The sequence below is a fragment of the Isoptericola sp. NPDC019482 genome (assembly GCF_040632295.1).
In the GTDB taxonomy this organism is placed as follows: domain Bacteria; phylum Actinomycetota; class Actinomycetes; order Actinomycetales; family Cellulomonadaceae; genus Isoptericola.
Window position 1 is genome coordinate 1 of sequence record NZ_JBEYBQ010000009.1, and the last position, 21418, is coordinate 21418.

22 protein-coding genes are annotated in these 21418 nt (G+C 75.4%); 3 read left to right on the forward strand and 19 right to left on the reverse strand.

The window, feature by feature from the left end:
• Nucleotides 1-108 precede the first annotated feature (108 nt).
• The 9 genes from ABZ493_RS08475 to ABZ493_RS08515 form a co-directional block, all read right to left on the reverse strand.
• Nucleotides 109-1377, reverse strand: coding sequence for an ABC transporter substrate-binding protein (locus tag ABZ493_RS08475; RefSeq protein WP_430581727.1), 1269 nt, complete (start codon nucleotides 1375-1377; stop codon nucleotides 109-111).
• Between the two features lie 5 nt (nucleotides 1378-1382).
• Nucleotides 1383-2552, reverse strand: a complete 1170-nt coding sequence (locus ABZ493_RS08480; RefSeq protein WP_430581728.1) for a branched-chain amino acid ABC transporter permease — start codon at nucleotides 2550-2552, stop codon at nucleotides 1383-1385.
• Nucleotides 2549-3427 carry a branched-chain amino acid ABC transporter permease gene (locus ABZ493_RS08485; protein WP_430581729.1) on the reverse strand — a complete coding sequence of 293 codons (879 nt, stop codon included), beginning with the start codon at nucleotides 3425-3427 and terminating at the stop codon, nucleotides 2549-2551. Before ABZ493_RS08485 ends, ABZ493_RS08480 begins: the two co-directional genes overlap by 4 nt.
• 100 nt (nucleotides 3428-3527) lie before the next feature.
• The gene (locus ABZ493_RS08490; protein WP_430581730.1) at nucleotides 3528-4259 is read right to left on the reverse strand and encodes an ABC transporter ATP-binding protein; all 732 of its coding nucleotides are present in this window, start codon (nucleotides 4257-4259) and stop codon (nucleotides 3528-3530) included.
• Entirely contained in the window at nucleotides 4256-4993 is a 738-nt protein-coding gene (locus tag ABZ493_RS08495; protein WP_430581731.1) for an ATP-binding cassette domain-containing protein, read from the reverse strand. The genes ABZ493_RS08490 and ABZ493_RS08495 overlap by 4 nt, the downstream gene beginning before the upstream one ends.
• A gap of 131 nt (nucleotides 4994-5124) precedes the next feature.
• Nucleotides 5125-5895 carry a glucose 1-dehydrogenase gene (locus ABZ493_RS08500; RefSeq protein WP_430581732.1) on the reverse strand — a complete coding sequence of 257 codons (771 nt, stop codon included), beginning with the start codon at nucleotides 5893-5895 and terminating at the stop codon, nucleotides 5125-5127.
• Nucleotides 5896-6014: 119 nt separating this feature from the next.
• Nucleotides 6015-7067 (reverse strand): NADPH:quinone oxidoreductase family protein, encoded by a 1053-nt coding sequence (locus ABZ493_RS08505; RefSeq protein ID WP_430581733.1) that lies wholly within the window; start codon nucleotides 7065-7067, stop codon nucleotides 6015-6017.
• A gap of 52 nt (nucleotides 7068-7119) precedes the next feature.
• A complete protein-coding gene (locus ABZ493_RS08510; protein WP_430581734.1) occupies nucleotides 7120-7704 on the reverse strand; it encodes a TetR/AcrR family transcriptional regulator in 585 nt (194 codons plus the stop codon).
• Nucleotides 7705-7715: 11 nt separating this feature from the next.
• A complete protein-coding gene (locus ABZ493_RS08515; RefSeq protein WP_430581735.1) occupies nucleotides 7716-8459 on the reverse strand; it encodes an SDR family oxidoreductase in 744 nt (247 codons plus the stop codon).
• A gap of 126 nt (nucleotides 8460-8585) precedes the next feature.
• On the opposite strand from ABZ493_RS08515, the gene ABZ493_RS08520 reads away from it, so the two are divergent.
• The 3 genes from ABZ493_RS08520 (at nucleotide 8586) to ABZ493_RS08530 (ending at nucleotide 11640) form a co-directional block, all read left to right on the forward strand.
• Complete coding sequence (locus tag ABZ493_RS08520) at nucleotides 8586-9173, forward strand: YbhB/YbcL family Raf kinase inhibitor-like protein (protein WP_430581736.1); 588 nt, start codon at nucleotides 8586-8588, stop codon at nucleotides 9171-9173.
• Entirely contained in the window at nucleotides 9170-9769 is a 600-nt protein-coding gene (locus ABZ493_RS08525) for a YbaK/EbsC family protein (protein WP_430581737.1), read from the forward strand. Before ABZ493_RS08520 ends, ABZ493_RS08525 begins: the two co-directional genes overlap by 4 nt.
• A gap of 101 nt (nucleotides 9770-9870) precedes the next feature.
• Nucleotides 9871-11640, forward strand: coding sequence for a serine/threonine-protein kinase (locus ABZ493_RS08530; RefSeq protein WP_430581738.1), 1770 nt, complete (start codon nucleotides 9871-9873; stop codon nucleotides 11638-11640).
• A gap of 5 nt (nucleotides 11641-11645) precedes the next feature.
• Here ABZ493_RS08530 and ABZ493_RS08535 read toward each other — a convergent pair whose 3' ends face one another.
• From ABZ493_RS08535 to ABZ493_RS08580, 10 genes are read right to left on the reverse strand one after another with little or no spacing between them, the layout of a single operon-like run.
• Nucleotides 11646-12287, reverse strand: a complete 642-nt coding sequence (locus ABZ493_RS08535) for a prepilin peptidase (protein ID WP_430581739.1) — start codon at nucleotides 12285-12287, stop codon at nucleotides 11646-11648.
• 15 nt (nucleotides 12288-12302) lie between these two features.
• Entirely contained in the window at nucleotides 12303-15506 is a 3204-nt protein-coding gene (locus ABZ493_RS08540) for a LysM peptidoglycan-binding domain-containing protein (protein ID WP_430581740.1), read from the reverse strand.
• Nucleotides 15506-15949 (reverse strand): Tad domain-containing protein, encoded by a 444-nt coding sequence (locus tag ABZ493_RS08545; protein WP_430581741.1) that lies wholly within the window; start codon nucleotides 15947-15949, stop codon nucleotides 15506-15508. Before ABZ493_RS08545 ends, ABZ493_RS08540 begins: the two co-directional genes overlap by 1 nt.
• Before the next feature lie 45 nt (nucleotides 15950-15994).
• Complete coding sequence (locus ABZ493_RS08550) at nucleotides 15995-16444, reverse strand: TadE/TadG family type IV pilus assembly protein (RefSeq protein ID WP_430581742.1); 450 nt, start codon at nucleotides 16442-16444, stop codon at nucleotides 15995-15997.
• Nucleotides 16441-16857 carry a TadE family protein gene (locus ABZ493_RS08555; RefSeq protein ID WP_430581743.1) on the reverse strand — a complete coding sequence of 139 codons (417 nt, stop codon included), beginning with the start codon at nucleotides 16855-16857 and terminating at the stop codon, nucleotides 16441-16443. Before ABZ493_RS08555 ends, ABZ493_RS08550 begins: the two co-directional genes overlap by 4 nt.
• The gene (locus tag ABZ493_RS08560; protein ID WP_430581744.1) at nucleotides 16854-17054 is read right to left on the reverse strand and encodes a hypothetical protein; all 201 of its coding nucleotides are present in this window, start codon (nucleotides 17052-17054) and stop codon (nucleotides 16854-16856) included. The genes ABZ493_RS08555 and ABZ493_RS08560 overlap by 4 nt, the downstream gene beginning before the upstream one ends.
• Before the next feature lie 56 nt (nucleotides 17055-17110).
• Nucleotides 17111-18022, reverse strand: coding sequence for a hypothetical protein (locus ABZ493_RS08565; protein WP_430581745.1), 912 nt, complete (start codon nucleotides 18020-18022; stop codon nucleotides 17111-17113).
• Nucleotides 18019-18885 carry a type II secretion system F family protein gene (locus tag ABZ493_RS08570; RefSeq protein WP_430581746.1) on the reverse strand — a complete coding sequence of 289 codons (867 nt, stop codon included), beginning with the start codon at nucleotides 18883-18885 and terminating at the stop codon, nucleotides 18019-18021. Before ABZ493_RS08570 ends, ABZ493_RS08565 begins: the two co-directional genes overlap by 4 nt.
• Nucleotides 18882-20630 carry an ATPase, T2SS/T4P/T4SS family gene (locus tag ABZ493_RS08575; protein ID WP_430581747.1) on the reverse strand — a complete coding sequence of 583 codons (1749 nt, stop codon included), beginning with the start codon at nucleotides 20628-20630 and terminating at the stop codon, nucleotides 18882-18884. Before ABZ493_RS08575 ends, ABZ493_RS08570 begins: the two co-directional genes overlap by 4 nt.
• A complete protein-coding gene (locus ABZ493_RS08580; protein WP_430581748.1) occupies nucleotides 20627-21418 on the reverse strand; it encodes a hypothetical protein in 792 nt (263 codons plus the stop codon). The genes ABZ493_RS08575 and ABZ493_RS08580 overlap by 4 nt, the downstream gene beginning before the upstream one ends.

Sequence of the window (21418 nt, forward strand, 5' to 3'; positions counted from 1 at the left end):
CCGCTCCCACACTTTCCCCCCCCGCCGCTCTTCCGATCGGGGGGTGGACCGATCCTGGTCCACCCCCTCTCTATCTCGCGGGTTTCCCCTCTCTATCTCGCGCCGATGTCAGGACGTCGGGATGCCGTCGTCGCGCAGCGCCACCGGCTGCGGCTCGACCGCGGTCACCTTGCCGCTCCCGACGGCGTAGGTCGCGCCGACGTAGTCCTGCACGCCACCGGTGACGACCGTGATGCCGACGCCGTCGAAGGCGGAGTGGTCGTCCGCGCCGAACATCAGCGGCAGGATGCCGTTGCCCTCGAGCCCGCCCGACTCGACGGCCTCGATCAGGCTCTCGCGCGTCGGGTCCTCGCCCGCCTCGGCGAGCGCCTCGGCGAACAGGTAGCCGACGCTCATGCCGTACACGGTGTTGCCGTCGAACCGTGCGCCGTCGTTGTACTCGTCGTTGATCTGCTCGAACAGCTCGACCCACTCGCCGTCGGGCCCGAAGGGCAGGTAGTTGGCGCTGACGAAGCCGTCCAGCAGCGCGGGCGCGACGTCCTCGCCGAGCAGCTCGGCGAGCGTCGGGTAGTCGCCGCCCGACGACGACGCCGACCACCGCGGGTTCCAGCCCATCTTCGCGGCGGTCCCCACCGCGAGCGCCGTGAAGCCGTTCACCGTGGCGAGCAGCACGTCCTCGCAGCCGGCGGCCTGCAGAGCCCCCACCTGCGCGGTGACGTCCTGGTTCGACGTCGAGTACGACTCGTGGGCGGTGACGCCGTCCGCGCCGAGGGCGAGCTCGACACCCTCGAGGAACTCCTCGCCGAAGTCGTCGTCCTGCCCGAAGACGCAGACCTTGCTGCCGGCGTGCTCGTCGGCCGTGTACTGCGCGAGCGCCGCCCCCTCCACCACGTAGTCGGCGTTGAAGCCGAAGGTGTTGGGGTGGCCCTCGGGGTCGTCCCACAGGGTGCTGCCGGACGCGACGAACAGGTCGGGCACGTCGTTCTGGGTGAGGTAGTCGAGCACGGACGAGTGCGTCGGGGTGCCCAGGCCGCCGAGCAGGGCGAACACCTTGTCCTCCTGCACGAGCTCGCGCACGACCGTCTGGGTGTTGGCCGGGTTGTACCCGTCGTCCTTGACGACGTACTCGATGGAGCGGCCGTGGACGCCGCCGCCCGCGTTGACGTACTCGAAGTACGCCTTCGTGGCGGCCGAGATCGACGCGTACCCGGCGGCGGCCGGGCCGGTCAGCGGCTGGTGCGTGCCGACGGTGACGGTGTCGTCGCTGATGCCGGGGGCGGCGGCGGCCGGCGTGCTGCAGCCGGACAGCGCCAGGCACGCGGCGACGGACACCGCGGCGACGCCGGCAGTGGTGGTGGCGGTGCGGGGGTTCCGCATGGAGATCACCTCTCGAGTGGTTGAGACGCTGTGGGGTGGGGCGAGGCCGCGGGCGCGTCGGTGCGGCCGCGGGGACGGTGGCGTCGGCGGGTCGCGGCGCGGGCGAGCCCGCCCGGCCAGACCAGGGTCACGACGATCAGCAGGGCGCCGAAGACGAGCACGGCGAGGTTGCCGGACAGCCGCTGCTCGAGGTCGGCGGGGACGCCGACGGCGGCGGTGACGGTGTCGACGAGCCACGGCAGCAGCACGACGAGCGCCGCGCCGGCGGCCGCCCCGCCGAGGCTGCCGAGCCCGCCGACGACGGCGGCCACGACGAGCAGCAGCGAGAACGCGAGGTCGTAGTGCCCGGGCCCGACCGACTGGGTGACGAGGCACAGGAGGGCCCCGCCGAGGCCGGCCGCGAGCGAGCTCGCGACGAACGCTCCGACCTTGACCCGCGCGGGCGACACCCCGGACAGCCGGGCCGCGGTCTCGTCGCCGTGCACGGCGCGCATGCGCAGGCCCGCGCGGCCGGAGCGCAGCAGCGCGAGGGGCGTGACGGCGACGGCGGCGACGACGATCGCGACCCAGGCGTGCCACTGCTCCACGACGATCAGCCGGGACAGCGCCTCGGGCACGCCCTCGAACGGGACGGCCAGGCCCTGGTCGCCGCCGAGCGCGGGCACCTGCGCCGTGAGGGCGGGCAGAGCGACCACCATGGCGAGCGTCAGCCCGGCCAGGTAGGGCCCGCGCAGGCGCGCGCCGGCGAGGCCGAGCAGCCCCCCGACAGCGCCCGAGACGACGACGGCCCCCGCGAGGCCGAGGACGACGCGGGCGAGCGACGCACCGCCGTCGCCGTCGAGGCCGGCGCCGGCCGCCGCGTTCACGGTGAGGGCGTAGCCGTACCCTCCCGCGGCCATGAGCACGGCGTGCCCGAGGGAGAGCTGGCCGGTGAGGCCGACGAGGAGCGTGAGGCCCGCCGTCGCGCAGAAGGTCGCGGCGACGACGGCGAGCTGGTAGTTGCGGTACGGGTCGAGCACGAACGTCACGGCCACGGCCAGCAGGGTGAGCACGGCCGCGCGCACCAGGATGCGCTGGGTGCGGGTGAGCCGCCGGGCGGGCCCGGGGGCGGGACGGTCGTCGCGCACGGCGGTCTCCTCTGTCTCCTGTGCCGTGGCGGGTCGTGTGGCGGTCATGCGGCACGCACCTGCGCGGCGGCGAAGATCCCGCCGGGCCGCACCAGCAGCACGAGGGTGAGCAGGGCGAGGACGGCGAGCGGGGCGACGCCCGCGCCGACGTAGCCCGTCACGAGGCTGACCAGCACCCCCACGACGACCCCGCCGACCAGGGCTCCGGTCGGCGAGTCGAGCCCGCCCAGGGCGGCGACGGTGAAGGCGTGCACGAACAGCAGGTCGGCCGAGTGGGCGTTGAGGCCGAGCTCGGTGGGCACGAGGAGCAGCGCGGCGAGGGCCGCGACCGCCCCCGACAGCGCCCAACCCAGGGTGACCATGCGCGGCACGCGCACGCCCAGCAGGCGGGAGACCTCGGGCGCCGCAGCGGACGCCCGCAGCTGCAGGCCAAGCGAGGTGCCGTTGAAGAGCCAGGCGAGCAGCCCGACCACCGCCAGCGCCACGACCAGCACGAACAGGTCGTACGCCGAGAGCAGCGGCACGCCGCCCACGACGAACGGTCGCTCGTCGAACGGCGCCGCCATCGGCCGGTGCCGGGGGCCGAACGCGATCCCGAGGGCGGACTGCAGCACCATGACCAGCCCGATCGCGACGATCATCCCCGGCAGCGGGCTGCCGGACGGCACCCGCCGCATGAGCCCGCGCTCCACCGCGGCGTTCAGCACGGCCCCGGCGACGAGGGCGGCGGCGAGGCCCGCCCAGAACGAGCCGGTGGCGCCGGTGACGGCGAACGCCGCGAAGACGGCGACGGTGGCCACCGCCGCCTGGGCGAAGTTCACCAGCCGCGCGGCGCGCCAGACGATCACGAGGGACAGCGCGAACAGCGCGATGACGAGCCCCCGGGCGAACCCGGTGGCGAGGAGGAAGACGAGTCGGTCCATGGGGAGCCTCTCTCGGGGACGCAGGTCGGTGCTGGTCGAGGGCTGGTCGAGGGCTGGTCGAGGGCTGGTCGAGGGCTGGTCGAGTGCCGGTCGGTGCCGGTCAGAAGCCCAGGTAGGCGTGGCGCAGCGCGGGGTCGCCCGCGAGCTCGGGGGCGGGCGCGTCGACGACCACCGCGCCGAGGCTCAGGACCACGCCGCGGTCGGCGATCGACAGGGCGGAGGTGACGTTCTGCTCCGCGAGCAGCACGGTCAGGCCGGTCTCCCGCGCCGTCGTGCGCAGCACGCCCATGAGCTGTGCGACGACGCGGGGCGCCAGGCCGAGCGAGGGCTCGTCGAGCAGCAGCACGCGCGGGCGGGCCAGCAGGGCCCGGCCGAGCGCGAGCATCTGCCGCTCGCCCCCGGACAGCTGGTGCCCGAGGCTGGAGCGGCGCCGGGCGAGCGGCTCGAACAGGTCGTAGGTGCGGGCGACGGCGGCCCGACGTGCCGCGCGTCCGGGATGGCACCACAGGGCGCCGAGCCGGAGGTTCTCGTCGACGGTCAGCTCCGTCACGACGCTGCGCCCCTCGGGCACCTGGGCCAACCCCCGCCGGGCGCGGTCCTCGACGCTCAGGGCGGTGAGGTCGGCGCCGTCGAGCAGCACCCGGCCGGCGCGGGGCGGCGTCAGGCCGGACAGGGCGCGCAGCAGGGTGGTCTTCCCGGCGCCGTTCGCGCCGAGCAGGGCGACCACCTCGCCGGGCGCGACGGCGAGCCGGAGGCCGTCGAGCACGGGCGCGCCGGCGTAGCCCACGGTGAGGCCGTCGACGGCCAGGGCGGAGGACGTGGCGGCGGTCATGCGGCCTCCAGCCCCAGGTAGGCGGCCTCGACGGCCGGGTCCGTGCGCACCTCGTCGGGGGTACCGCTCGCGACGACGCGCCCGAAGTCGAGCACGACCACCCGGTGGGCCACGGCCATGACGAAGTCGACGTGGTGCTCGACCAGCAGCACCGCGCAGCCGTCCGCGACGACGTCGCGCACGACGTCCGCGAGCGCGTCCACGTCGTCCTTGCCGAGGCCGCCGGCGGGCTCGTCGAGCAGCAGGAGGCGCGGTCGTGCCACGAGCGCGCGGGCGAGCGCTACCCGCTTGCGGACGGGGTACGGCAGCGCGTCCACCGGCGTGGCGGCGTCGGCGGCCAGGTCGAGCCGCGCGAGCGCGGCCGTCGCGGCCTCGACGGCGTCGGCGGCTCCGGCGACCGGCACGAGCACGTTCTCGAGCACCGTGAGCCCCGCGAAGAGGCCGAGGCCCTGGAGCGTGCGCGCCAGCCCGCGTTCGAGCAGCCGGGTCGGGGAGGTGGGCGCGGGACGTCCGTCGATCCGGACGTCCCCGGCGGACGGGCGCACCAGGCCGCACACGGCGTTGAAGACCGTGGTCTTGCCCGCCCCGTTGGGGCCGATCAGGGCGACGGTCTCGGCACGGCCGTCGGCGCCCACCGTGAGGTCGACGCCGTCGAGGGCGGTCAGGCCGCCGAACGTCACGGTGAGTCCGGAGACCTCGAGCCGGGGCGGGGTTGCTGGGGTGGGGCTGGACATCGGCACCTCTTCGTGTCGGGTGCCAGCCACGCTAGCGGAAAAACCGACTGGCCGGTATGCCCTGCCGAGACAAACTTCAGAATGTTGCACGCCCGTGACCGTCCGGCGCGCGAAGCCGTCGCCCCGAGCACTCAGACGCCGGCGGTGAGGCCCCCGTCGACCACGAGCTCCGCACCCGTGAGGTACGCCGACGCGTCGCTCGCGAGGAACACCACCGCGCCCGTGACGTCGTCCGGCACCGCCGCGCGACCGATCGGGATCGGCACGGCGTCGGGGTCGATGCGGGTCGTCATCTCCGTCCGCACCAGGCCGGGGTGCACGGAGTTCACCCGGATGCCGTCGCGGCCCAGCTCCACCGCGAGCGACTTCGTGAGCCCCCGCACGCCGAACTTGGAGGCCACGTACCCGTGCAGGCGCTCGCCGCCCCGCAGGCCCTCGACCGACGACACGTTGACGATCGACCCGCCCCCCGCGGCCTTCATCACCGGCACCACGGTGCGGCAACCCAGGAAGGTGCCCGTGAGGTTGACCGCGATGACGGCGTCCCACTTGGCCGTCGAGTAGTGCTCGATGGGTGCGGAGTTGGCGATGCCGGCGTTGTTCACGAGCACGTCCACCCCGCCGAACGCGTCGACGGCCGCGTCGACCGCGTCGACCCAGCCCGCCTCGTCGGTCACGTCGAGCCGCACGGGCAGCGCCCGGTCGCCGAGGGCGGCCGCGAGCGCCGCCGCCTCGTCGTCGAGCACGTCGGCGACGACGACGGCGGCGCCCGCGGCGTGCAGGGCGCGGACGTACGCGGCGCCCAGGCCGCGGGCGCCGCCCGTGACGAGCGCGACGCGCCCCACGAGCGGGCGGTCGGCGCGCGGTCGGTCGCTGGCGGGCGGGGCGGGACGAGCGGACATGTGGTTCCTCCGGGCGAGATCTGCGGGGAGCCCCCTTCGAGCAAGCGATCCGTACCGGCAACCGGGTGGATGGCGGTACGGATCGCTTGGTGGAAGGTGACGGCGGTCGGTGAATTGCGTCAGCCGGCGACGCGGACGACGAGGCGGCCGGTCGTGGTGCCGCCGGCAAGGCGCTGCACGGCGGCGGGTGCGTCCTCGAACGGCACCACGTCGGCGACGACGGGCCGCACCGCGCCGTCGGCGGCGAGGCGCGCCAGGGCGTCGTGCGCCGCGTCGACGAGAGCGGGCATGCGCTGCTGGTAGAGGGCCCAGTGCAGGCCCAGCACGTCGTAGTTCTTCACGAGGGCATGGTTGGCGCGCACCGGGGGGACGTCGCCGCTCGCGAAACCGACGACGACGATCCGGCCCTCGAAGGCGATGCAGCGCGTCGACTGCTCGAACGACGCGCCCCCGACCGGGTCGACGACCACGTCGGCGCCCGCGCCTCCGGTCAGCTCCTTGACCTGCGCGGCGAGGCCGTCGCCGCGCACGACGACGTGGTGCGCGCCCGCCGCGCGGGCCACGTCGACCTTCGCCGGGCTCCCGACGACGCCGATCACCCGGGCGCCGGCGGCGGCCCCGAGCTGCACCGCGGCGGTGCCCACGCCGCCGGCCGCCGCGTGCACCAGCAGGTGCTCGCCCGACCGCAGCCGCGCCTTGCGGTGCAGGGCGAACCAGGCGGTCTGGTAGGCGATCGTCAGCGCGGCCGCCTCCGCGTCGTCCAGGTCGGCGGGCGCCGGGTGCACGGCGGGGGCGGGCAGCACCGCCAGCTCGGACAGCACCCCGATGGCGGATCCCACGACGCGGGCGCCGGGCGCGAGCCCGCGCTCGCCGGCCGTCACGCCCTCGCCGAGCGCCACGACGTCGCCGCACAGCTCGATGCCGGGCACGAACGGCGGCTCGGGCCGGACCTGGTACTCGCCTCGGGCCAGCAGCACGTCGGGGAAGTTCACCGCGACGGCACGCACCCTCACGAGCACCTCCCCCGGCCCGGGCTCGGGCACGGGCACCTCGTCGAGCCGAAGCACGTCGGCCGGCTCGCCCGGCCCGGTCACGCGCCAGGCGCGCATCGTCGCGGGCCCGTCCGGGGCGGCAGGGGTGCGGGTGGGGGTCGTGCCGGGCAGCGTCGTCATCGTCGCTCTCGTCTCCTCGGTATGGTGCCCGCCCGGCGCCGCGGCGGGCGGGTCAGGACGCGGGGGTGCGGATCCCGCGCAGGAACAGCTCGGTGAGCTGCTGGGCCACCTCGGTCTTGGTCTCGGGGCCCGTGGGCGAGTACCAGTGCGACAGGTAGTGCACGTCGCTGAAGAAGTGCGCCACGAGCAGCGGGCGCGGCACGTCGGTGCGGAACACCCCGGCGTCCTGCCCCTGGCGCAGCAGCGCCGCGAACTCGTCGTGGTACTCGCGCCGCCGCTGGGTGACCTCCTTGAGCCGCGGCTCGGTGAGCATGTGCATGCTGCGGAAGAAGACGGTGCCCTCGGGCAGGAAGTCGATCGACGTCTCGACGACGTCGACGCACACGGCCCGCACGACGTCCTCGACGGGCCCGCCCGCGGCGACGATCTGGTCGAGGTGGGCCTTCTGCAGCGCCAGCATCCGATCGTAGATCGCGAACAGCAGGTCGTCCTTGGACTGGAAGTAGTGGTACATGGCGCCCTTGGTGACGCCCGCGGCCTCGACGATCTGCTGCACGCTGGTGGTGGCGTACCCCTGCGTGGCGAACAGGTCCAGGGCGGCCGCGGTGACCCGGTCGGCGACGTTCGTGCTCTTCATGCCCCCATCCTTCACCCGACGGGCGCGATGCTCGCGCCGCCGTCGATCCGGAGCGTCTGGCCGGTCACCCACGCCGCGTCGTCCGACAGCAGGAAGGCGACGGGGCCGGCGACGTCGTCGGGCTCGCCGAGCCGCGCGAGGGGGTACCGCTCGGCGACCTGCCCCTCGTGGCCCTCGTAGAGCGCGCGGGAGAAGCGCGTCTTCACGACCGCCGGGGCGACGGCGTTGACGCGCAGCGCGGGCGCCAGCTCATGGGCGAGCTGCTGCGTGAGGTTGATGAGCGCGGCCTTCGACGCACCGTAGAAGGCGATGTTCGGGCTGGACGACGTCCCCGAGATCGAGGCGACGTTGACGATCGACCGGCTCAGCCCCGCGGCGACGGCGTCGCGCGTCCACTCCAGCGCCGACACGACGTTGACCTCGAGGATCTTGCGCGCGACGCCCGGGTCGACGTCGAGGGCAGGCCCCCAGGCCGGGTTGATGCCGGCGTTGTTGACCAGATGGTCGAGACGGCCGTGCCGCTCGGCGACGTGGGCGAGGACGGCGGCGCGGTGCTCCGGGTCGTCGACCCGGCCCGGGAGGCCGGAGGCCCGGTCGGCACCGAGGGCCTCGACGGCCTCGTCGAGCGCCTCCTGCTTGCGCCCGGTGACGACGACCGCGGCGCCCTCGTCGACGAGCCGCCGTGCCACGGCCAGCCCGATGCCTCGGCTGCCGCCCGTGACCAGCGCGACCCTCCCTGCGAACCTGCCCACCATCGCCTCCTCGCGAGATCCAACGTACCGTCCAGTCGGTTTGGTGCGGGCACCGTACCACGGCCCGCCCGCGACCCGCCCGCGTCGCGTCCTGGCCAGCGGCGGGGACGGTCGGGCAGCATGGCCCCCATGACAGGCACGGAACCAGGCAACGAACCAGGCACCGAAACAGGCACCGAACCAGGCACCGACTTCGAGCGCCCCCTCCCCCCGGACCCGTACTCCCTGCTCCCCGTCCCCGCCACGTTCACGCTCACGAGCACGGACGTGACCGACGGCGAGCCGCTCGCCGTCGACTTCAGCGTCGACGGCGCCGACGTGTCGCCCCACCTCGCGTGGTCGGGCGCGCCCGCAGGGACGCGGTCGTTCGTGGTGAGCTGCTTCGACCCCGACGCCCCCACCCCGTCGGGCTACTGGCACTGGACCGTCGCCGACGTCCCCGCCGACGTGACCTCGCTGGAGCACGGCGCGGGCGCCGTGGGCGGGGCCGGCCTCCCGGCCGGGGCGTTCCACGTGCCGAGCGACGGCGGACGGCTCGGCTTCGAGGGCGCGGGCCCGCCGCCCGGCGACCACGCCCACCGGTACGTGTTCGCGGTGCACGCGCTCGACGTCCCGACGCTCGGCCTGTCCGAGGCGAACAGCCCGGTGCACGTCGCGTTCAACGTCTACTTCCACGTCCTCGCGCGCGCCACGCTCACGGCGACCTACCGCCGATGAGCGGCGCGACGACACCCGGGCTCCCGACACCCGGGCTCCCGACGCTCGGCGACCTGCCGTGGGCGGCCGCCCTCGACCACCCCGACCTGCTCGCCCCGCCCGTCGCCGACGCCCTGCGCGCCTGGGCCGCGCAGGACGACCGGGTCGGCGGGCTCGTCGCCGTCACCGAGATCGACCCGGACCACGCGGACACGGCCACGCTGAACGACCGCCACGGCCTGCCGCCCGAGGCGTCCGCCAACTGCGTCGTCGTGGCGGGGCGGCGCGGCGACGACGAGCGGATCGCGGCGTGCGTCGTCACGGCCGCCACCTTCGCCGACGTCAACACCCGGGTGCGCAAGCTGCTGGACGCGCGCAAGGCGTCGTTCCTGCCGACGGACCGCGCGACGGCGGAGTCCGGGATGGAGTACGGCGGCATCACCCCGGTGGGCCTGCCGCCGCAGTGGCTCGTCCTCGTGGACTCCCGCTTCGCCGCGCCCGGCGCGCTCGCCCTGATGGGCTCCGGGGTCCGCCGGTCCAAGCTGCTCATGCCCGGCGAGCGCCTCTGCGCGATGCCGGGGGTCGAGGTCGTCGACGGGCTCGGCGTCGCCCGCTGACCGCCGTCTCAGATACCGGCTCGTCGCGTTCCCCTTGGTAAGATCGCCAGCTGCCCAGGGCCGCGCCGGCGCGCCCCCGACCACCCTCCTGGAGAGCACCCTTGTCCCAGCACCGGACGGACGACACGGCCCTGCCGGACGGTGTCACGCCGCTGACGGCGGACGATCCCCGGGAGCTGGGCGGGCACCGTCTGCTGGGCCGGATCGGCCGGGGCGGCATGGGCATGGTGTACCTCGGCACCATGCGCAGCGGCCGGCGCCTGGCGATCAAGGTGATCCGCTCCGAGTACGCCGAGGACGCCGAGTTCCACGCCCGGTTCGCCCGCGAGGTCACGGCGGCCCTGCGCGTCCGCGGGCCGTTCCTCGCGGCCCTCATCGACGCGGACCTCGACTCCCCGACGCCCTGGCTCGCCACCGAGTACGTCCCCGGCCCCACGCTCGCGCACCGCGTGGCCCAGCACGGCCCGCTGCCGCCCGCCGAGGTCCGCGCCCTCGTGGGGCACGTGGCCGAGGCCCTGTACGCCGTGCACCGCGCCGGCCTGGTGCACCGCGACATCAAGCCGGACAACGTCCTGCTCGGCCCGGACGGCCCGTGCGTCATCGACCTCGGCATCGCCCAGGCATCCGACGGGACGGTGCTGACCCGCGCCGGCTCCCCGCTGGGCACGCCCGTCTTCATGGCCCCCGAGCAGGCCCGGGGCGACGACGTCTCCCCCGCGACCGACGTGTGGGCGCTCGGCGGCGTGGCGTACTTCGCTGCCACCGGGAACCGCCCGTTCGGGCAGGGGCGCCCGGACCTCATGTACTACCGGGTGGTCCACGAGGACCCGCAGCTGGAGGGCTGCCCGGAGGAGCTGCTGCCGTTCGTCCGGGCCTGCCTCAGCAAGGACCCCGCGTCCCGGCCCCGCGTGCGCGAGATCCTCGACGCCCAGCCCGACCTGCCCCCGTCCCCCGCGGCACCGGCGCCCGCGGACGTGGCCGCCGACCCGGAGCCTGCCGACCCGGCGCCCGCCGGCCCGGTCGCCCACGTCGGCCTCGCCGGCCCCGTCGCCGTGCCCGGCACCGTCCCCGGCATCGAGGCTCCGGCCGCACCCGACGCACCGGCGACGCCTTCACTGGCGTCCTCGGTCCCGGCGCCCTCCGAACCGGTACCTTCCGAGCCGGCGACCTCCGTGCCGGCCACGCCGGCCGTCATCGACGTCCCGCTGGCGTCGCCCGCCCGGGCCGACGACGACTGGTCGGACGCGGCGGACACGTACGTCCCCGGTGCGGCGGTGCGGCAGGAGCCGCAGGAGCCCCCCGCCCCGCCCGCGCGGCGACGCCGGGGCCTCGTCGTCGCGGTCGTCGCCGTCGTCGTGCTGGCGGGGGCCGCCACCGGTGCGGCGCTGCTGCTGGGCGACGACGACCCGACGCCGCCGCAGACGCCCGGCACGGCGGCCGCGGCGATCGACTCCTGTCTCGTCGGGACGTGGACACAGACGTCCATGAAGGACACGTGGGAGCAGCCCGAGCTCGGCGAGCCCGTCGACGTCACCGGGTGGGACGGGCGCGTGCTCGAGTTCCGCGCGGACGGCACGGAGACCGCACGGTTCGACGACGCCGACCCCCTGCGCGGCACGCACTCGACCCTCGGCGAGATCGTCCAGACCTGGAGCGGCACCGCGACCTTCCACGTCACGACGAAGGACGGCGTCCTGCACGTGAAGGACGTGGACTACTCGGGCGTCACCGTCGAGGACGAGGTCGCCGGCACCACGCAGACCAGCCACCCGGTGTCGGTGCCCGGCGCCGACGTCGAGTACGAGTGCGACGACGCCACCATGACGCAGCGCGGCGGTGCCTACGAGGCGTCGTTCGACCGCGCCGGCTGACGACGTCAGGTCGCGACGAGGAGCGCCACCGCGGCGCCCGCGACGAGCGCCGGGCCGTACGCGAGGTGCGCCTTGCGCCCCGCCCCGCGCAGCAGCAGCCCCACCCCCACGGCCGCCGCCACCGCGCAGGTGGCCACCAGGGCCGTGATCACGCCGGTCACCCCGAGCGGGCCGACCACCAGGCCGGTGACGAGAGCGAGCTTGACGTCGCCCAGGCCCAGGCTGAAGAACGCCATCACGCCGAACAGGAGACCGAGGGCGAGCGCCCCGGCCGCGGCCCCCCAGAGCACGCCGTACTGGCCGGTGACCATGGCGGTCACCACGAGCGCCAGGGCGACCAGCGGCCCCCATACACGCGTCACGGCGTCCGGGACCCGGTGCACGTCCACGTCGATCCACACGAGCGCCGCGCCGCCGACGAGGTACACCCAGGCCGCGGCGGGCAGCGGCCACGGCGTGAGCCCCGCGACGGCGCCCCCGGCGGCGGCCAGCGGCACCACCACCCAGGACCGCTCGAGGCGGGAGCGCGGCTCGTCGGTGTCGTACCGGTAGGCCCCGGTCCGCAGCCATCGCCACAGCGCGACGCCGGCGAGCAGGCCCGCGACGGCACCGACCAGGAGGGCCGTGGGCCCGAGGTCACCGTGCATCTCGTCCGCGACGTCCTAGAGCGCGCGGGCCATGAGGCCGTCGAACTCGGAGCCGGGGTGCTGCAGCGCCGCGAGGAGCTGGGCCGTCCGCGGCGTCAGGTCGCCGCCGAGGGGCTCGGTCGCGGTCAGCAGACCCTGCACGGCGGCGGTCTCGGACGCGGCGTCGCGGCTCTCGTGGGCAGCGAGCACCCGCAGGCGCCACAGCGCCTCGTGCGTGGGCTCCACGCGCAGACCGACCGCGACGGCGTGCTCCGCGGCGCGCCAGCGCCCCTCGAGCACGCGCCGGCGGGCCACCTCGCAGGCGGCGTCGACCACCCACGCGGACAGCCGCTGACGGTCTCGTTCCGCCCACGCGTACCGGCCCGGCCGGCCCGCGGTGAACGGCGCACCGCGCACCAGGTCGAGCCCCCGCTCCAGGTCCTCCGTCGACGCCGACGCCACGTCGTCGCCCACGAGCGCCGACCACTCAAGGACGTCCGCGCCCACGTCGTGCAGCGCGAGCCGGTCGGCCGCCGCGTGGCGGGGCACCCGTTCCCCGCCGTCGGACGCCGGGCCGAGCCAGCGCCGCAGCCGCGCGACGGCCGTGGAGAGCGCACCGGCCCGCTCCGCCTCGCCCAGCCCGGGCCAGAGCGCGGCGCCGGCCGCCTCGGCGGTGGCGCCGGGGTGCAGGGCGAGGAAGGCCGCGAGCTCCAGGAGCCGCGGGCGCTCGGCCGGGTCGACCGGGCCGGCGGCGCCCTCCAGGTGCACGGCGCCGAGCACGCGGACCCGCGGCGACGCCTCGGCCGGGCCGCGGGTCGCGACGTGCGTCTGGTCGGCGTCCGTGGCGTCGAGGTCGCCGTCCAGCGTGACGTCGTCGACCGGCGCGATCGCCTCCACCTCGGCGAGCGACGGCTCCCGCACGTGCGTGTGGTCGCCGGCGAGCTCGGTGCTCGCCAGCGCGACCAGGTCCCGCAGCTGCGCGGCCCGGGCGCCCGAGAGCCGCTGGGGCCGGAGCGCCATGCCGGCGGGGGCGAGCTGCGCCCGGGCCGCGCCCGGCCCGACCTGGAGGCTCCAGCCGGCCTCGCCGCCCACGGCGGACGGCGCCGCACCGTGCACGATGCTCGCGAGGGCGATCCGCGGGTTCTCGTCGACGAGGGCCGCGAGGCGGGCGCGCTCGGGCTCGGGCACCGGGACGCCGAGCACGACGATCTCCGTGCTCCAGGTGTCCGGCGCGACGCCGGCGGCGCGCGCGGCGCCGACGCTCGTCACGCCGGCCCGGGCCAGCGCCTGACGGTCCAGGTCCGCGCGCCGGCTCAGCTCCTGCCGCAGCGCCCCGACGGTGTCGTGCCGCCGGACGCGCCCGGTGCGCAGCGTGGCCTCCAGCCCGACGAGGGCGTCGACGAGCGGGTCGCCCGGCCCTCCGACGAGGTTGACCTGCAGGTCGTCCGCCCACGCCGACGTGGCGAGCTCCACGACCAGCGCGGCCACGACCTCGCCGGCAGCCTGCGCGTCCCCCGTCACCGCGAGGGTGCCGAGCGTCTCGAGGTTGAGCAGCACGTGGCACGGGCCCTCGTCGTGACCGAGCGTCACGAGCGCCGGGTAGGGCGCGGGTGCCCCGGCGAGCGTCGAGCCGTACGTCTCCTCGAACCGGCCCACGCCGGCCCGGTCGAGGGACCAGACGGTGCCCGTCGGGTCGGACGCGCTCCAGGGGGCGGCGAGCTCGGCGGGGGCGGCGAGGTAGAGGTCGACCGTCGCCTCGCCGAGCCGCACGGCGCGCAGCGCCGGCAGGGCGCGCCGAGCGTCGGCGCACTGCCGCGCCAGGGCCCGCAGCGCGACGTCGACGCGCGCGACGGACAGCGGGTCGGCGGACGACCGCGCCTCGTGCTCGAAAGCCGCGGCCTCGCCGGACGGCAGCGGGACCGCCTGCCCGGGCAGGCGGCGTCGCTGCTGCTCCCGACGACGGCGCGCGACGAGCGCGACGACGCCCGCGGCCAGCAGCGTGCCGAGGCCCGCTCCCCCGGCGACCCGCCACGGCGCGTCGGCGCCCAGGTCGGCATCCTGCGCGGAGCCGGCCACGTCCTGCGCCACCGCCGCGTCCCGGGTGGTGTCCGGAACGGCGTCCGATGCGGCCTGCGGTGCGGTGTCCGGGGCGGACTCTGCGGCAGGCGCGGCGGCCTGCTGCGCGACCGGCTCGGCGGCTCGCTCCTCGGCGGCCGCCTGGGTGCCCTTCGCCCCCTCGGCGCCCGGCACCTCCAGGGTCCAGCCCGGCAGGATCAGGTCGGGGTCGGTGAGGTGCGCCCCGCCCGGCTGGGCGATGTCGCGCGAGGCCTCGTAGATCTCCGGGTACCGGTCCGCGTCACCCAGCTGCTGCGCGGCGATCTGCGACAGGTTGTCGCCGGCCTCGACGACGACCGACCCGGCCGCCTTCTCCTCCTGCGCCGCCGCCGCGCCGTCCTGCGACTGCCCGGCGGGCACGGTGAGCACCCACCCGGGGGTGAGGAAGTCGGGGCGGTCGGCGAGCGTGTCCGCGTTGAGGGCGACGATCTCCCGGAAGCGGTGGCCGTCCCCCAGGTAGTGCTCGGCGAGGGACCAGAGCGAGTCGCCGTGCTCGACGGTGTGCTGGACCGTGCGCGCGGCGTCGTCGACGTGCGCGACCTGCTCGGCCTGTGGCGCCTGATCGGCGACGTGCGCCCGGGCCTCACGGAGCAGGTCGGACGAGATCGGGGCGGCCCCGCCGCCCTGCCCGGCGGACTGCGACGCCAGCGCGGCGTCGAGGGCCAGCTCCCCCACCCCGGCGCTCTGCCCCGGGACGGCCTGCTGCACCGAGACGACCGCGACGGCGTCCTGCGGCGCCCCGGCCGTGCCGCCCTCGAGGGCCGTCGCCGTCGTCGCCATCGGCACGGTGGTGAACAGCAGCAGCGCGGCCGCCACGAGCCCCCGGGCCGCGTTCTGCGGCAACCGCAGGCCCACGAGCCGCGGCGCGCGCACGCCGCGCAGCTGCGCCACGAGCTCCACGACGATGCTCAGCGCCAGGAACGCCCACGCCACCCACGCCGCGGCCTGCAGCAGCAGCATGAGGAGCGAGCCGTCGTCGGGCGACGTGAGCATGTCGAGGAGGACGTCCGGCGAGAGCAGCCCGGCCTCGAGCGGGTTGGCCCCCACGGCGACGAGCAGGTACGGCACCCCGACCGTCACGCCGACGAGGAGCAGCAGGGCCAGGAACCCCTTGAGCCGGCGCATCATCGCTCCACCGGTTCGCCGCCGACGACCAGCGTGCGGATCGCCCGCGCCTCGCCCTCACCGGACACCGGCATGCTCCGGATGCCGATGATGCCGAGGAACTTCGGCGTGTAGGAGTCCCTCGTGGTCACCTCGACGCGGTCGCCGGCCACCACGACTGGGCGACCCAGCGTCAGCCCGGCCTGACCGACGAACCCACCGGCCGCCTGCCTGGCGCGGGCCGCGTCCAGGCTGATGCCCCGCCCGCTCAGCGCCTCGCTCGCCACGACCTGCTGCGCCCCGACGCGCGCCGCCTGCTGGGCGACGTCGCGCGCGTGCTGCTGGGCGAGCACCTGGCCCGACAGGTCGACGGCCATGCCGACCACGACGATCATGACGAACGCGCCGAGCGCGAGCCAGATCGAGACCGAGCCGCGCTCGGCCTCCTGGCGGGTGCGTCGCATGCGAAGGCGCCGGGGGACGGTCCTGGCGGGCACTGCGGGCATCGTTCAGCGCTCCCGGTAGGTGTCGATCGGGCTTTCCATGGTCTTGGAGATCCTGATGGTTCCCGGGAGGCCGGGCACCGCCAGGTCGCGCACGCCGAGGTTGCAGGTCACCGTCGCGGAGACGCTCGAGGCGACGCCGACGGCGTTCCCGAAGTCGCTCGTGTCCAGCGCGACGCCGGGCGTGCAGTTGAGCCCCTTCTCGTCGAGGCTGCGCTGCGCCGCTGCGATCGCACTGCTCCGCGCCTCCGTCTCGGTCCGCGCGATGGATGCGGACCGGGCTGCCTCGGTGGCGGCAGCCTCGACGGACTGCCCCGCCAGCGCCACACGGCCGCCGGCGAACACCAGGCCGATGAGCAGCAGGAAGGCGGGGACGCCGACCGCCGCCTCGATGGCCGCTGACCCCCGCTCGCCGGAACGCAGCCGACGCCGCGCGGTGCGCACCAGACGCCTCATCCGGTGAGCCTCTCGACGGGCAGGCTCGCGGACTGCGAGATCGCCGGGTTCCACAGGGGCACGATCGACTGGGCGCCGACCCGCACGGTCACCGTCGCCTCGGTCGGCGTCCTCCGGACGGTGATCCCGTTGTCCGTCAGTCCGCCTCCGACGTCGGCCAGATAGTCCTTCGCCGCCGCCTTGCCGGCGCCTCCGGTGCCGTTCTGCGCGGCCGCCACCCGCACGCCCTCCTGCGCGGCCGCGTAGGCGACCGTGCGGGCCTGGTACCACAGCCCCGCCTGGACGCCGGCGAACATCAGCGTGAAGAGGGCGGGCAAGATGAAGACCATCTCGATGGTCGACGACCCACGCTCGCGCGCCCTGCGGGCGCGCGGCCCGCGGGGTACGTGCGCGTGCTCGGGCCGCCGGGTCACTTGATCTTGGCCGACTCGCTCGTGACGTAGGTGGTGATCACGCCGACGACGATGCCGACGATGGCGATGACGGCCACGGCCCAGAGGACCTTCTCGATGGTCTCCGAACCCCGCTCGGGCTGGGACGTGAGCGTGGTGCGGGCGCGGTCGGCGACGTTCACGCCGAAGGTGTGCAGGGTGGCGATGAGCTGGAGCATGGGTGTTCCTCTTCGGGGGATGGAGCGATGGTCAAGGGGTCGGTGAGAGGGGGGCGTCAGATGCCTCCCATCACGTTGAGGAGCGCGGGCGTCACGAGGATGATCATGAATACCACGCCCAGCAGAGACATGGGCATGTTGATCCGCTCGCTCATGGCGTTCGCCTTGCCGCGCTCGGCGTTGAGCATGGCCGCGCGCATGGCGGCGGACCGGGCGCGCAGGTTGTCGTACACCTGGGAGCCCTCGCCGCTCATGCGCATCACGTCGGCCAGGTCGTCCAGCTCGGGCAGGCCGAGCTCCTCGGCCAGGTGCTGCAGGGCGTCCCAGGGGGCGACGCCGTTCCAGCGGGAGCGCTGCAGCTCCTCGCCGATGCGGCGGAACACCCACGAGTCGCCGATCTCGGCGGCGCTCTCCATCGACTGCCGGGACCCGCCGCCGGCGAGCCGCTCGAGCGCGACCAGGTCGATGTACGCGCTCAGGGCGCGGGCGAAGTCCGTGCGGGCGTGCTTGGCCTCGGTGCGCACGTCGATGTCGGGCGACACGAACAGCACGACGCCGAGCGCCAGGGACGCGACGGCAGGGATCGTGAACGGCAGGGACGGCCCGCCCGCGACCGCCAGGACGAGCGTGAGGACCGGCGGGATGACCAGGCCGACGACGCCGTACAGCACCTTCTTGCCGTAGTAGCGGTGCACGGGGATGCGCAGGAGCGCAAGCTCCTTGGTGGGCGTCTTGCCCCACGCCGCGGGCGGGAACCGCTTGATCGCCCACACGCCCACGCGCTCGTAACGGTCGCCCGCCACGAGGTCCGTCTGCAGGGTGGCGCGCTCCTTCGCCGCCTCCTGCGAGTAGCGGCGCACGACGTCGGTCGCGTCCGGGCGGCTCGGGGCGAGGCGCCACACGAGGAGCCCGATGCCGAGACCCACCAGGGCGCCGCCGAGCAGCGCGATCTGCAGCCCTGTCGTCATGAGCGCGCCCCCTCACGGGCGCGCTCGCCCATGAAGCGGGGCAGCGCCTCGCCCTTCGACATCTGCCGCATCATCACGAGCAGGCCGACGTACGCGGCGAGGTACGCCGTGATGAGCACCTGCCCCAGCGGCGTGGAGTACGGGGCGATGTAGTCGCCCGTGAAGGCCAGCACGACGAGCACGCCGGCGGTGATGATGGTGACCCAGCGCGCGGTGGCGCGGGGCTTGGCGCGCTCCGCCTCGATCTCGCGGCGGGCGCGGACGTCGTCGGCCACGGACTGCGCCAGCGACTCCAGCACGGACGCCAGGCCCGCGCCGCGGCGGCTGGCGCCGAGGATGAGCGTGGCCGCCACGACGTCGCCGGTCGCGTCGTCGAGCTCGTCGCCGAAAGCCCGCAGGGCCGCGATGGTGCCCCAGCGGGCACGCAGCCGGGCCACGAGGTTGGTCACCTCGGGCCGGATCTCGTCGGGGGCCGACCGCAGCGACATGCGGATGGCCTCCTCGAGCCCGACACCCACGGTGAGCACGCCCGCGAGGCTGCGGGTCCACTCCTCGAGCGCCTCGAGCTTGCGGATGACGTCCCCGGAGTTGCCGGCGCTGAGCAGCACCGGCAGCCCGACGCCCGCGATCGGCCCGAGCACCACGGCGATGATCCACCCCGTGATCAGGTAGACGACGACGCCGCCGACCAGGCCGACCACCGCGAGGATCTTCGTACGGCGGTCCACGGCGGCGAGCTTCGCTGCCAGGCGGCGCCGGCCGGGGGCCGCGTCGTCGACCGGCACGCGGCGCAGGCCGACGACGAGGCCGATCACGCCCGCCACGAGGAGCGCGCCGCCGAGGGCGGGCAGCAGGGCCGTCATCGCAGGTCTCCCTGCTGGGCGCCCTCGACCAGGTAGGCCGTCAGGTCGAAGCCGAAGCGCTCGAGGTCGCGCAGCTCCTCCGGCATCGTGCCCGGGACGGCGGGGCCGCCCTGGGGGTTGGGCGAGAAGACGTGCGTCGTCGCGTACCCGACGGCCTCCTCGCCCGGCGCGACGTGCACGATCTCCGACACCCACCGGTCGCGCTTCCAGCGCGTCCCCGTGGCGTCGAGGGGGCGGGTCTGCAGCCCGACCTGGACGACGAGGTCCACGGTCTCGGCGAGCTTCGTCGTCGCCAGCTCGCGCGTGACGTGCGGGCCGGCCTCCATCGCACAGGTGACGAGCTTGCGGATGGCCCCCGAGCCGTTCGCGGCGTGGGTCGTGGAGATGGAGCCGGCGCCCGACTCCATCGCCTTGATCATCGCCCAGACCTCCTTGCCGCGGACCTCACCGACGATCTGCCGCGACAGGTTGAACCGGAACGAGTTGTAGATGGCCTCGTCGAGCGTGAACTCGCCCGCCTGGCGGCCGTCCGCGCCGATCTCGCCGGAGCCGGGCCGCGCCTCCCAGGCGTGGACCACGTCGTGCACCTCGGGCAGCTCGTGCAGGTGGAGCTCGAACTCCGTCTCGAACGTGCCGATCTGCTCGAACCGCGGGATCTCCGCGCACAGCGCGCGGACGATCGTCGTCTTGCCGGCGCCCTGGGGCCCCGCGACGACGATCGACTTCTTCGCCCGGACCGCAGCGCGCAGGAACGACGCCTGCACGGCCGTCATCATCCCGAGCTCGACCAGCCGGTCGAGCTCCACCTTGCGCATCCGGTGGCGACGGATGACGACCGACGTGTTGGCCGTGACCCACGACGCCGCCGCGAGACGGGAGCCGTCGTCGAGCCGCATGTGCAGGTGCGGGCTCGCCGGGGAGAAGCTGCGCGCGTTCGAGTCGGAGCGGGTCGCGATGAACGCGAGGTTCTCGCGCAGCTCCTGGTCCGAGTCCGCGACGGCGTCCACCTTGACGAGCTCGCCCGTGGTCTTCTCGACCCAGGCGTTGTCGTGCGGGCTGATGATGATGTTCTCGACGTCGTCGGCCTCGATCAGCGGCTGCAGGCGGCCCAGGCCGAACAGCGAATCGTGGATCGCCTTGGCGAGCACCCGCTGGTGGTCGATGCTCCACGCGGCGCGCCCGTCGTGCAGCAGGTCCGCCGCGGCGTCGTCCAGGATCTCCTGGATGATCGCGCGGCCGAGCTCGCGCTCCGCCTCGACGTCCTTGCCGCGGTCCTCGCCGAGGCGCTCGGCGAGGCGGGTCGACGCGAGGCCGCGGAACTCCGCGACCTGCTTCCAGTCGACGCCCTTGGGCTGGGCGAGGAAGTCGGCGCGGCCCGCGACCTGGGTCGCGGCCTGGGTGGTCGCCGACCCGGGCACGTGCGTGTCCTCGGCCCGGGCGGGCGGCATCGCGCGCTGGGGCGCGACGGGTGCCGGGTGCCCGGCGCCCGGCCACTGCGGCGGGACGGACGCGGGCGGCGCGGCGTGGCCGGCCGTCCGCGCGACGGCCGCGACCGGCACGGTCGGCAGGTGGTGCACGACGGCGGCGGGGGCCGTGGTCCCGTCGACCGGGCCCGCCAGCGCGTGCGCCGGGCGGCGCACCCTGGTCTGGTCCGTGCTCTGGTCCCGGCCCTGGTCCCGGTCGGACGACGGCGGGAACGCGGTGAAGATGGGCAGCGAGCTGGGGTCCGGGGGCTGCGTGCTCACAGGGCGCTCCTCTCGCCGACGGCGAGCTGCTGGCGCGAGCGGGCCACGCTGGACCCGATGCTCTGCACGGCGGCGCGCACCGACTTGTTCAGGCCGGAGGACGAGAACTTCTTCGGACGCTTGGCGCCGAGCGAGTACACCTCGGCCGAGGCCGGGTCCCAGGTGAGGCCCGCGACGACCGGCACCTGCAGCACCTTCGCGACCTCACCGCTGCCGTAGGGCTTGCCCGGACCGACGACGAGCGCGCCCAGGCTCTCGATCGCGCCCACGCCGGTGAACGCGTCGCGCAGGCTCTGCGCCCACGAGCTCGCCGCGACGAGCGCGGGCAGGGAGCTGTGCGTCGTGAGCAGGGCGAGGTCGGCCTGGGTGAGCAGCTTGGTCGGCGAGCCGACGAGGCCGAGGCGGCCGGCGTCGACGATCACGTCCTGACCGTTGTTCTCCAGCGACTTGAAGACCGCCGACAGCGGCTCCCAGAGCTCGTCGAGGGCGCGCGCCTGCTGGTGGTTCATGGCGCCGGCCAGGTACTGCACCTGGCTGTCGGGGAAGGACATCAGGGCCCGCGGCAGGTCCTCGGCGAGCGTGCCGTGCCGGTGGGAGACGGCCAGGTCCACGACGGTCGCGTCGGTGGGCATCTGCGCACCGCCGAAGTAGCCGGCGGGCACGGCGCGCGCCCCGGTGGGGTCGGCGTCGACGAGGACGACGGGCCGCGGCCAGGAGAGCGCCAGCGCCAGCGCGCTGGTGGTGACCCCGGGCGAGCCGTTCGCGGAGGTCAGGACGATCAGTGCCAT